Genomic DNA, 11,825 nt, shown 5'->3' on the forward strand with positions numbered 1-11,825 from the left:
GATAAAGCCAACAGCTTTTCTTTATGTGACGGCAGCTGTATCGAGTTTTCTTTCCATTTGGTCTTGGCTATTGTTTAAAAAAACAGATAAATGGGAAAAAACAGAGGATAGAGAGAATGGGTATGAAAAAGGAGTGTCGTGTCCGTGACAGAGGAATTGGATTTAACTAAATATGAACATAAAATGGAAATTAGGCGAATGGAGATCCGCGATATAGATGATATTATGGAGCTTCAAAAGCTTTGTTTTCCCGGGATGGATCCGTGGAAACGCGAGCATTTGGAAAGCCATTTATCCATTTTTCCGGAAGGACAATTTGTAGCAGAATTAAATGATGAAGTGATTGGTTCATGCTCTAGTTTAATCATTAATTTTGATGAATATGATGATCGTCATACTTGGTCTGAAATAACAGATGACGGATATATCACCAACCATAATCCTGATGGTTTAAATCTTTATGGTATAGAAGTTATGGTCCATCCTAAGTATAGAAAAATGAAGGTTGGGCATCGTTTGTATGAGGAACGTAAGGAATTAGCCCGTAAATTAAATCTAAAAAGTATTATTATCGGTGGAAGGATTCCAAACTACCATAAATATGCAGATCAAATGACTGCACGTGAATATGTGGAAGAAGTACGCTTACATAAAATATATGATCCGGTCTTATCCTTCCAATTTCTGAATGAATTTACGCTCACACGTATTAATCAAAACTATTTGGAGGATGACCGAGCATCAGGAAAATATGCAACACTGATGGAATGGAATAATGTAGATTATCGTCCTAAATCTAAACGGTATTATAAAACCGCATATCCTGTAAGAATATGTGTTGTGCAATATATGATGAGAAAGATCAACTCATTCGAGGATTTCGCGAATCAAGTTGAATACTTTGTTGATGTGGCAGCGGATGCAGATTCTGATTTTGTGGTATTTCCAGAAATTTTAACCTCTCAATTGATGTCCTTTTTAGATGAAAAGGTTCCAAGTAAGGCAGTGCGAAAAGTGACAGATTTTACAGAGCAATATATTGAGTTGTTTACAAACTTGGCGGTCCGCTATAATGTAAATATTATTGGCGGTTCCCATTTTGTGAAAGAAGAGGATGATAATATTTATAATATTGCTTATCTCTTTAGGAGAGATGGAACAATCGAGAAGCAATATAAACTCCATATTACACCGAATGAGAAAAAGTGGTGGGGGATTAATGAAGGTGATGAGGTAAATGTATTCGATACAGATTGCGGAAAAATCTCCATGCTGATTTGCTACGATATAGAGTTTCCTGAATTATCCAGGATCGCAACAGATAAAGGAGCAAATATTATTTTCACTCCATTCTGTACAGAAGATCGACAGGGATATTTAAGGGTTAGATACTGTGCTCAGGCACGTGCAGTCGAAAATCAGGTATACACCGTCATATCTGGAACAGTAGGCAATCTGCCGCAAACAGAAAATATGGACATTCAATATGCGCAATCGGCGATCTTTACCCCCTCTGATTTTGAATATCCGCGTGATGGCATTGTGGGAGAAACGAATGCTAATATAGAAATGGTGCTGATTGGAGATGTCGACCTTGAAATTTTGCGACGTCAAAGATTATCCGGGACCGTACGCCAACTAAAGGATCGGAGAAGGGATTTATATGAACTTCATTACAAAAAGTATTGATTGGTAAATATTTCTCTAAAGATATTCCTTGAAAATATTCAAGAAATATTAAATATTTAGTAAAATAAAGAAGATCTTATTTAGTTAGCAATTTATTTAGGAGGAATAAAATAAATGGATTGGAAAACAACTTTTAATAAATGGAATGATCACTTAACGCTTGAACCAGAGCTTCATGAGAAACTGACTTCTCTTGTGGATGATGAAGTTGCGTTAGAAGATTGTTTCTATAAGAATTTAGAATTCGGTACAGGCGGTATGCGTGGAGAAATTGGTGTAGGAACAAACCGCATGAATGTTTATACAATCCGTAAAGCAACACAAGGCTTTGCATCCTATATTGAGAAATTAGGAGAAGAAGCAAAACAGCGTGGAGTTGTTATTGCTTATGATTCCAGACATAAATCACCTGAGTTTGCGATGGAAGCAGCAAAAACACTGGCAACCAACGGAATTCAAGCTTATGTATTTGATAGCCTTCGTCCAACTCCGGAGCTTTCTTTTGCAGTTCGATACTTACGTGCAATCGGTGGTATTGTAATTACAGCAAGCCATAATCCTCCAGAATATAATGGATATAAAGTGTATAACGAAGATGGTGGACAACTGCCTCCTGCTGATGCAGATGTTCTGATTGAGATGGTTAATGCTATTGAAAATGAACTTGAAATTAAAGTGGAAGAAGAGTCTGTCTTACGTGATAAAGGATTAATTAAAATCATCGGTAAAGAAGTGGACGATGCATACAATGAAAAAGTCCTTACTATTTCTGAACAGCCTAATTTAGCAAAAGAAGTAGATGTAAAAGTCGTTTTCACACCGCTTCATGGTACAGCTAATCTTTCTGTTCGCCGAGCATTGAAGGATTTAGGTTATGAACATGTAGAAGTTGTAAAAGAACAAGAATTACCTGATCCTGAATTCTCAACTGTAAAATCTCCTAACCCAGAAGAGCATGCTGCATTTGAATTGGCAATCGCTAAAGGCAAAGAGATCGGTGCGGATATTTTAATTGGTACAGATCCAGATGCTGACCGTGTTGGTATTGCTGTTAAGAATGCAGAGGGAGAATATACGGTTTTAACAGGTAACCAAACAGGTGCGTTATTCTTAGACTATATTCTGTCTCAGAAGAAGGAAAAAGGAACAATGCCTGAAAATGGAATAATGTTCAAAACAATCGTAACATCAGAATTTGGACGTTCCATTGCCTCCAGTTATGGAATAGAAACAGAAGATGTTCTGACTGGGTTTAAATTTATCGGGGAAAAAATCAAGCAGTATGAAGAGTCTGGAGAGTATTCTTTCCTATTTGGATATGAAGAAAGCTATGGTTCATTAATTAAAGATTTTGCCCGTGATAAAGATGCGGTTCAAGCTGCAGTAATGGCGGTAGAAATTTGTGCCCATTACAAACGCCTTGGAAAAACCTTATATCAGGCATTAGAGGATTTATATGAGAAGCATGGTTATTACTTAGAAGGAATGCGTTCCCTGACTTTAAAAGGAAAAGAAGGAGCTGCTCAAATCCAGCAAATTCTTGCTACATTCCGTAAGGAGCCGCTAGCCTCTCTTGCAGGTGTAAAAGTAGTGGCTGTTGAAGATTATAAAGAAAGCACACGAATGGATTTACTTACGAATGAAGAGGAAGCAATTCATTTACCAAAATCCAATGTTCTTAAATATTTCTTTGAAGATGAGTCTTGGGTTTGTTTAAGACCATCCGGAACTGAGCCTAAAATTAAGTTCTACTTTGCCGTTAAGGATAGCCAAAAACAAGCAAGTGAACAAAAGCTTCAGTCCTTCATGAATGAAATGATGCAAAAAGTATCAGAAATATAAAATACAAAACAGAGAGCTGACTAAAAGTCAGCTCTCTGTTTGTTTACACCCTTGGTTTCGCTGTTTGCATTTAGCCGTATATTTTTCCCACCACAGAAAAAAATAAAGATATTAAAAAGTCTGCATCGCCCATCCTTCTTCCTGATCATAAGGCAGGAATGTTGCATGGTCTATATATTGAAGAAGGGCATTTAGGGTCTTTTCAACGGACGCATTATCCTTAGAGAAATGATAGGCGTGCAGAAAATGTTCAATTTTTTTGGACAAAAAGTGGTCTTTTGTCCTTACCATCAGAAGTAGGAGGTTATCCCATTCTGAACGATGCGTGTAGTACAAAGCACGATCATAATCAACCTTATCCATTTGCTTCACTCTCCTTCTAGTGAGGAGTTAAAATTAGTTTGTTCAAAGTCATCATTTTATCACCCTGTAAAAGTTGGTCAGTTTGTAAATAGTAAAAATGAAACTTTCCATGGCTTAATTGTTAGAGGAACGGTTATCCTAATATCCGTATTTGACGTTTCTATTCTATATTTAATGTACTCAGTGACGAGTATGTGTAAGATATGGGCTAGATTTTAGGGGAGACTATTACATAAAGGCAGTTAAGGAAGTAAGTAAATATAAATCAAGGGCAGGTCGAATAATTATTCTGTTTCTAACCCATTTTTCAGGTTGTTTTTAGACTCATTTGAGGACTTTTATACATGATTTTCCTATCCCTTCATATTAATGAGGTAAGAGAATGAGGGGGTGAATGGGTGAGAGCAGACGAGCAAAAAGACTTGGAGTATGCCATTGATGAAATAACGGAAATCGCTGTTGGATTTGGGCTCGATTTTTACCCAATGAGATATGAGATCTGCCCAAGCGAAATAATATATACTTTTGGAGCATATGGAATGCCAACTCGATATTCTCATTGGAGTTTCGGAAAACAATTTCACAAGATGAAGCTTCAGTATGACGTTGGATTAAGCAAAATTTACGAGCTGGTTATTAATTCTGATCCTTGCTATGCTTTTTTATTAGATTCCAATTCCTTGATTCAAAACAAATTAATTGTGGCTCATGTACTGGCACATTGTGATTTCTTTAAGAATAATGTTCGTTTTAAAAATACGAAGCGAGATATGGTGGAAAGTATGTCTGCCACTGCGGAAAGAGTTAGGCAATACGAGATTGAGCATGGGAAGCTGGAGGTTGAGAAGTTTCTTGATTCGGTCTTGGCGATTGAGGAACATATTGACCCATCGCTTGTTCGTCCACAATTGAATTGGTCCATGGATGAAGAGGAGATAGAGGATGATTCTCCGCAATTTACTACACCGTACGATGATTTATGGAACTTGGAAAGCAAGGAAAAGGGGCAAAAGAAAAAAACAAAGGTCAAGAAATTTCCCCCTCGTCCAGAAAAGGATATTCTTTTATTCATTGAACAGTATAGCCGTAACCTAGAGGATTGGCAGCGAGACATACTGACGATGATGCGTGAAGAGATGCTCTACTTTTGGCCGCAGCTTGAAACTAAAATCATGAACGAAGGCTGGGCGAGTTACTGGCACCAACGCATCCTACGTGAACTTGATTTAACCAGCGGTGAGTCAATCGAATTTGCAAAACTAAATGCAGGAGTGGTGCAGCCGTCAAGAACAGGCATTAATCCATATTACTTAGGCATCAAGATGTTTGAGGATATCGAAGAAAGATATAACAATCCAGACGAAGAGATGAGAAGGCGCGGGGTTAAACCAAATTCAGGTCGTGAAAAAATGTTTGAAGTGCGGGAAATCGAATCGGATATCTCCTTCCTCCGCAATTACCTCACAAAGGATTTGGTTATGCGTGAGGATATGTATCTATTCCAGAAAAAAGGACGCGACTATAAGATTGTCGATAAGCAATGGAAAGCGGTACGAGATCAGCTTGTCGGCATGCGGGTCAATGGAGGGTTCCCGTATATTACGGTGAATGACGGGGACTATTTAAAAAATGGGGAGCTTTACCTGAAGCATTGGTTTGAGGATATTGAGCTGGATGTAAAATACCTAGAGAAAGTTTTGCCGCATATGCATTATTTATGGGGACGAACGGTTCATATGGAAACGGTGTTGGAAGGTAAGGGAATTTTGTTTAGTTATGATGGGAAGAGTGTGAGTCGGAAGTATGTATGAGTAATGTGAAGAAGCCAATCAGGGATTGGCTTCTTTTATTTGAGAAGTGTTACTTTTTGAATATAAGGTCGTGCTCGATAATTGAAGAACGGGAATATAATTTGGTTACCAATTTTCTAAATTCCTCTGTCCACAAACAAATGGAAGCAATAGCAGAAGATCAAGATTGTCAAATGGATGGTATCTTTTTATGCTGCTAACGGGGGCACCATTCCTGCAATAAATGAACAGTGTGGTTAAATATGTGAAACAACGTAATTTAAACTATCAATGGCAATAGCAGAATCATCTATAAACACCTTGAGAGGCATCACATAAGATAAAAAATACCGCCATTGACGGTATTCAATCTTCTACTTTTAAAATTGGGAGTGGAACAATGGTTGAAACTAATTGACACTATTATTCTTCCTGATTTCGTCACGAATGTCCTTTAGATAATCATTTTTTTGTTTCATTAACTTTATGAAAGTACTTGTAACATAAATAGCAAAAATGAGAATTCCTAAATATATTATGATAGGAATAATCCCTAAGAAATCTAAAATTTCCATAAATTAACCCCTCCAAACTATATTTTATAATCATATTATCATATTTTTCACAAATTAATCGTTAATAAACTTATACTCTCAGGGTAGATTGCAAAATGAGGGCAATCGCTTTTTTATTAAAGGGGAAGGTTAACGGAAAAAGACAAACGGCATCGATTATATCTGTTTTTACTTTACGTAAACTCGAACTTTTCGCTTTGTATGAATTGATGAATTCACAACGATTAACAGATACCCTAGTTTTTCAAAATACTGTACAACAGGCACATAATGCCAGTAGACTCTAAAACTATGGGAGGTCTTGTTTCTGTTAATTCTTCTACCTCTTTAATAAATGTATGAAGTTCATCTAAGCCATCCAGTGTATGTGCGACTTTAAAGCTCTTTTTGTAAGGCTTCTTTTTCTCCAAGAATGCTTGAACCTGACTTTCACCTTTTGCGACATCCAGACCAATGACTGGATTCATGAGTATCTCCTCCTCATCAATGAATTAGCTGGTAACCCCTAAATGGCTCCTTATAGTGTCATAGCTTCGCTTGTTATGCGAGATCTGGGTCCCAACCAGCTTCAATCATGTTTCTATAAGTAGGGGGGAACGGTTTAGTTGTCGGGATTAACTTTCCCACGGGGGGCTTTCGTTCTACCCCAGCTACCTCTAGTATTCTAGACCTCAAAGAAAAAGGTCAACCAATTAACTTGGTCAACCTAATAATACGAAGGGCAGGATAGTTGCATAAGGAGTTATAATATATTAGACCAATTCTTTATGTTATTAATAATTTGTATCTGACACAAAGTGGTAGTGTTTAATTTACAAATAAAAGAGGAAGCGATACATATGATTCATACTTTTGCCGTAACAAACGATTTAAAACTAATAACTGATATACCATTAAAACGTTTAGATGATTCTGATATTAAATGGTTTTGGGTAGATTTCGATACACCTAGTGATAGAGAAGCACTCCTTTTACAAACTCATTTTGATTTGCATCCACTTGCAATTGAAGACTGCTTACATTCTCTACAACGTCCAAAACTTGATTATTATGATGGGTATAATTTTTTTGTTCTACACACTTTAAACCAATACTCCCTTGTACCTGAAGAATTAGATATATTTGTCGGACACAATTTTATAGTTACTTTCCATTCATCACCTTTAAGTGAAATAGGAATGGTTCGAAAAAGGGTAATGGAGGATAAAAATACTATTAATAAAGGGGTTCTCCACATTTTTTATTCAATAATGGATAAAATTGTAGATGAGTATTTTCCAAGTATTTATAAATGTGAAGATAAATTGAATGAAATAGAAATGAATAAAACAAATCAAGATTTAATTGAAAATGTTTATGAAATAAGAAACCAGTTACTTAAGTTAAGACGCACAATTTTTCCGATGAGAGAATTGCTGTATAGAATTTTAAATTCGGAGAGAGTGATAGTCCCAAAAGATGATCGAGTCTATTTTATGGATATATACGACCATTTATTGAGACTTTCTGAAATGATTGAGTCTAATCGAGAAATGACGGCAGATATACGAGACAATTATATTTCACTAAATTCAAACCGAATGAACAGAATTATGAAAACACTAACTGTTATGACATCAGTTTTCATTCCCTTAACGTTTATTGCCAGTATATATGGGATGAATTTTAAATATATGCCAGAACTTACCTTGCAATGGGGATATTTTGGAGTGCTGGGAGTTATGGTATCAGTTGGCTCTGTAATGTTGTTATGGTTTTGGCGTAAGGGTTGGTTTAAATGATTAAAAATAAAAAGCCGATGCAAAAAACGGGCACGATTGTTTAAAAAGGTTCACTTTTCCTTATAGAAATAACGGGGGCGTTGATCCAAGAAGGATTAATGCCTTTTTGTGTTGAATTTCTTATTGTAAAAACGGGGTAGGTTAGCGGAATGAAAAATTTTCTGAAACTTCAAACTAGTATCCATCGTATATAATTAATAACAGGAAATACCAGGAAAGGGGATTTTATGTTGCAGTTGTTTTTAAAGGGATTATATAGAGGGTCTATCTCATTTGGTATCTTACTAATAATTTCACTGTCGTATAAGTTGCAAGGGCAATCAGATGATTCGAGTGTTTATTTTTTTTATGGCCTTATAGCCTTTTTCCTTGGGGTGACAAGCGTCATATATCAAATTGAACAATGGAGTTTTTTAAAGCAAATTTTTGCTCATTATATGGCGATGCTGATTACTGTTTTTCCAACGTTGCTATTAAGTGGTTTTTATCCGTTAGATTCATTTAAAGTTGTATTTGATGTGTATCTCCAATTTAATAAAGTGGGGATTATCTTATTTTTGACTTCATATTTTATTTCATATTTTTTTTCACGTAAAAATTCTAATAATAGCACATCAATATGATTGAGGTATACGACTGACGGTGGGCATTGATCTAAGAAGGATTAATCCCTTTTGTGTTGAACCTCTTATGGAAGTAACGGAGCAGGTTAGCGGAAGAAGGAATATTACAAAGATAAGTTGAATCTATATATATCGGTGGGAATGAAATGTGGAAAGAATTTATCAATTCAATTACGAAAGAACAACACTTTAAAGATCCTGCTACAAAGAGCGAGATTGAAGAAATTCAACGAAAACTAATTGTAGAAACGGGGCAGGTTAGCTTAAGAAGGTGTTTTTATCAGCATTGGAGAATATGTTAAATGCCTTGTTAAACGCAGTAACTGGAGGATATCAATATGAACCAAAAAGAATTAGATTCGATAATTAAACAGCCATCAAATATAAGATATGAGTATTTGGTCGCTGATTATGAGGAAGTCTGGGGTTTATATGACGATGGTTGGGCAACAGCACAGGATGATGATGGAAATATGTTGATTCCTTTCTTTCCTAGAAAAGAATTTGCAGAATACTGTGCCGTTAATTAGTGGAATAACTTCAAAGCTGAACCAATTGACTTAAATGAGTTTATTGAGAACTGGCTTGTTGGTATGAGGAAAGATAGAGTTAAACCATCCGTTTTCCCAATCAATGAAGACTCAGTAATGGTGGAGATCGATGTGTTATTAAGAGATTTAAATAGTGAGTTAGAGAATTATTAAGTAAGGTTTGCGTTTCAATATCAAGGGCTGTGGTTCAGCTCTTTTTTAGTTATTCGACAAACGGGGCAGGTTAGCTGAAAAAGGATTTTTATTATACATAGGAGAATTAATATTATATTATTAACCGTTACTGAGAGAGGTTTAACTGTATGACAACTTACTTGAAGAAAGAGAAAAATAAAGCTCCTAAAAAAGCACTTAGAGTATTCCTTGTTATCTGTCTTTTATTTACTGGGGTTATTGCTTATGGAGTATATTGGGCGTTTTTCGATATGAACAGACTACCAAAAGGAGAATATCTTATCGAAAAAACATCACCTGGCGGCCATTACACACTAAAAGCATATCTCACTAACGGAGGTGCTACAACGTCATATGCTGTTCGTGGCGAGTTAGTCTTTAATGAAGGCAATAAGAAAGCCAAAAATATTTATTGGAATGAACGAGAAGAAACTGCCAATATTACCTGGACAGACAATGATACAGTTGAGATCAATGGGCATACATTAGATGTACCTAATGATAAATTTGATTTTAGACATCAATGATTCATTACTAAACATACTGTTGAATTGAATCAAGATAGATCCAAACTTTTAATTCTTTATTGGACAAACGGGGCAGTTTGGTTGAAGAAGAGTTGTTGTAATATGGATAACAATATTGTGTAGGGAAATATTCGAGATAATGGGAAGGGCTGTTATGAATAAAAAAATGGTGCTAGTAGGATTTTTAGGGTTATTGTCATTTATGTTTGGCATTTACATATCACAATGGACAATTTGGGGCGTGATTATGGGTATTGGTGGAGGATATGCTATGGGGTTTGGTGCTTTCAAATTATTTAATTAGTTAATGAACAAAAGGGGCAGGTTCGTATTATATAGTTCAGCCAGAACTTTCTGGTTGAACTTTTTTCATATGAATTTAATCTATCAGTAGCCAGGGTAGAACGTAAGGGGCAGTGGGACAAATGATCCCGTCCGCTAAACTGTTCACCCCCTACTTGTAGAAATATGTTTGAGGCTGGTTGGGACTGAGATCTCGTATAACAAGCGAAGCTATAATACTACTTGGAGGAAATAGGGGTACTGGTGAATTTATCAGAGGAGGAGAAAGAATGAACCCAGTTGTGGGTATAGATATAGCCAAAGAAGAAAGTGAAGTACAGGCTTTTTTAGATAAAGGAAAGCCGTATGGAACAAGTTTTTCGATTAAGCATAATCGTGAAGAGTTGGAGAAGTTTATCTATTTCTTAGAAGAAATGAAGGAAACAACTGGGCAGATGCCTGTGGTTATATTGGAATCAACAGGACATTATCATACCCCAGTTGTTCAATGCTTAGAAGAGAATGACATACTTTATATCTTATTGAATCCAATCATTTCTCATCAAGCGAAGAAGGCCAGTTTAAGAAAGGTGAAAACTGATGCGTTTGATGCGTATCAATTATGTGTTCTCTATTATAAAGAAGAATTTGAACCTCAAAAAAGGAGAGGAATTCAACTTCTAAATATTCGGAATCTATCGAGACAACAAGAGATAATGACGAATATGTATGTGGAGGCAAAATTGCATTTCCATACGATTTTAGATCAGGTTTTCCCTGAATATAGAAAGGTTTTTGGGGATCTATTTTCGAAAGTATCTTTATCGGTATTAAAGGAATACCCTACCTCGGAGAAGGTTCTAAGGGCTAGCAAGGAAGAGCTAGAAGATAGGATACGAGAACATTGTCCCAGTCGGTCTGTACAGTGGGCCAAAGAAAAGGCAAGAAAGCTCATTCATTCAGCTTCTCAAAATCCTTTTCAGAAAGTGCGATATGAAAGCCATCTTATCAATCTTAGTATGTATATCGATATTTTATTTCACTACCAAGGACACCTTACGGATTTAGAGAGCCAAATGGTATCCCTGGCAAATGAAATAGAAGAATATAAGATTATCCAATCGATTCCTGGTATCGGTGAAAAGATTGCGGCAACAATCATTTCGGAGATAGGAGAAATTGATCGGTTTAATCACCCTAAAAAGTTAGTGGCCTTCGCTGGAGTCGATCCCAGTGTCTATTCATCTGGTAAGTTTACTGCGAACATAAATCGTATAACCAAACGAGGATCCAGTAGGCTAAGGCATAGTTTGTATTTAGCTGTTTTATGTGGGATAAGAGGCTCTAGAAATAAAAAGCTCAAAGAGTTCTATGATAGAAAACGTTCAGAAGGAAAACCTTCAAAAGTTGCCATTGTAGCTTGTATCAACAAGCTGCTTCACTGGATTTATGCTTTATTGAAAAAGAACGAGAATTTCCTAGATTTAGCTTAGGAAATGATATTTATCCAACATAAGAAAAACCTTCCAAAAAGAAACTGGAGGGTTATTTGGCATACCCAAAAACAGTATAGCATATAAAAAAATGAAATATACAGAGAGATATTGACAACCTATTAGCTGGTTTAG

Annotated in this window: 10 protein-coding genes and 1 pseudogene; 9 read left to right on the forward strand and 2 right to left on the reverse strand. The window is 36.1% G+C overall.

Going from position 1 to position 11,825, the window contains the following annotated elements:
• Positions 1-144 precede the first annotated feature (144 nt).
• Both AC4G3O_RS17780 and AC4G3O_RS17785 read left to right on the forward strand, forming a co-directional pair.
• Positions 145-1,689 (forward strand): bifunctional GNAT family N-acetyltransferase/carbon-nitrogen hydrolase family protein, encoded by a 1,545-nt coding sequence (locus AC4G3O_RS17780; RefSeq protein WP_140462317.1) that lies wholly within the window; start codon positions 145-147, stop codon positions 1,687-1,689.
• A 114-nt stretch (positions 1,690-1,803) separates the two neighbouring features.
• Positions 1,804-3,531: a phospho-sugar mutase gene (locus tag AC4G3O_RS17785; protein WP_491136524.1), complete on the forward strand. Its 1,728-nt coding sequence runs from the start codon at positions 1,804-1,806 to the stop codon at positions 3,529-3,531.
• Between the two features lie 111 nt (positions 3,532-3,642).
• Here AC4G3O_RS17785 and AC4G3O_RS17790 read toward each other — a convergent pair whose 3' ends face one another.
• Positions 3,643-3,894, reverse strand: a complete 252-nt coding sequence (locus AC4G3O_RS17790; protein ID WP_066102706.1) for a YhdB family protein — start codon at positions 3,892-3,894, stop codon at positions 3,643-3,645.
• Positions 3,895-4,292: 398 nt separating this feature from the next.
• Between AC4G3O_RS17790 and AC4G3O_RS17795 the strand changes: the two genes are divergently transcribed.
• A complete protein-coding gene (locus tag AC4G3O_RS17795) occupies positions 4,293-5,705 on the forward strand; it encodes a SpoVR family protein (protein WP_066102703.1) in 1,413 nt (470 codons plus the stop codon).
• A gap of 790 nt (positions 5,706-6,495) precedes the next feature.
• On the opposite strand, the gene AC4G3O_RS17800 is transcribed toward AC4G3O_RS17795, so the two are convergent.
• Positions 6,496-6,726 carry a hypothetical protein gene (locus tag AC4G3O_RS17800; RefSeq protein WP_066102700.1) on the reverse strand — a complete coding sequence of 77 codons (231 nt, stop codon included), beginning with the start codon at positions 6,724-6,726 and terminating at the stop codon, positions 6,496-6,498.
• A 372-nt stretch (positions 6,727-7,098) separates the two neighbouring features.
• Between AC4G3O_RS17800 and corA the strand changes: the two genes are divergently transcribed.
• The 6 genes and pseudogenes from corA to AC4G3O_RS17830 all read left to right on the forward strand — a co-directional run bounded on the left by corA (position 7,099) and on the right by AC4G3O_RS17830 (position 11,690).
• Complete coding sequence (corA, locus tag AC4G3O_RS17805) at positions 7,099-8,040, forward strand: magnesium/cobalt transporter CorA (RefSeq protein ID WP_066102697.1); 942 nt, start codon at positions 7,099-7,101, stop codon at positions 8,038-8,040.
• Between the two features lie 227 nt (positions 8,041-8,267).
• Positions 8,268-8,663, forward strand: coding sequence for a DUF3021 family protein (locus AC4G3O_RS17810; RefSeq protein ID WP_066102694.1), 396 nt, complete (start codon positions 8,268-8,270; stop codon positions 8,661-8,663).
• A gap of 338 nt (positions 8,664-9,001) precedes the next feature.
• A pseudogene (locus AC4G3O_RS17815) lies at positions 9,002-9,367 on the forward strand (DUF2750 domain-containing protein).
• A gap of 149 nt (positions 9,368-9,516) precedes the next feature.
• Positions 9,517-9,915 carry a DUF5412 domain-containing protein gene (locus AC4G3O_RS17820; RefSeq protein WP_148631139.1) on the forward strand — a complete coding sequence of 133 codons (399 nt, stop codon included), beginning with the start codon at positions 9,517-9,519 and terminating at the stop codon, positions 9,913-9,915.
• A gap of 154 nt (positions 9,916-10,069) precedes the next feature.
• Complete coding sequence (locus AC4G3O_RS17825; protein ID WP_175354244.1) at positions 10,070-10,219, forward strand: hypothetical protein; 150 nt, start codon at positions 10,070-10,072, stop codon at positions 10,217-10,219.
• A 268-nt stretch (positions 10,220-10,487) separates the two neighbouring features.
• Positions 10,488-11,690, forward strand: a complete 1,203-nt coding sequence (locus AC4G3O_RS17830) for an IS110 family RNA-guided transposase (protein ID WP_491089503.1) — start codon at positions 10,488-10,490, stop codon at positions 11,688-11,690.
• The last annotated feature ends 135 nt before the right edge of the window (positions 11,691-11,825 follow it).

Source organism: Bacillus sp. z14 (2026), from assembly GCF_058313575.1.

Excerpts from the sequence above, each read along its gene's own strand:
- AC4G3O_RS17785 (WP_491136524.1), top strand. The coding sequence starts at position 1,804 with ATGGATTGGAAAACAACTTTTAATAAATGGAATGATCACTTAACGCTT.
- AC4G3O_RS17790 (WP_066102706.1), bottom strand. The coding sequence starts at position 3,894 with ATGGATAAGGTTGATTATGATCGTGCTTTGTACTACACGCATCGTTCA.
- AC4G3O_RS17800 (WP_066102700.1), bottom strand. The coding sequence starts at position 6,726 with ATGAATCCAGTCATTGGTCTGGATGTCGCAAAAGGTGAAAGTCAGGTT.
- corA (WP_066102697.1), top strand. The coding sequence starts at position 7,099 with ATGATTCATACTTTTGCCGTAACAAACGATTTAAAACTAATAACTGAT.
- AC4G3O_RS17810 (WP_066102694.1), top strand. The coding sequence starts at position 8,268 with ATGTTGCAGTTGTTTTTAAAGGGATTATATAGAGGGTCTATCTCATTT.
- AC4G3O_RS17820 (WP_148631139.1), top strand. The coding sequence starts at position 9,517 with ATGACAACTTACTTGAAGAAAGAGAAAAATAAAGCTCCTAAAAAAGCA.
- AC4G3O_RS17825 (WP_175354244.1), top strand. The coding sequence starts at position 10,070 with ATGAATAAAAAAATGGTGCTAGTAGGATTTTTAGGGTTATTGTCATTT.
- AC4G3O_RS17830 (WP_491089503.1), top strand. The coding sequence starts at position 10,488 with ATGAACCCAGTTGTGGGTATAGATATAGCCAAAGAAGAAAGTGAAGTA.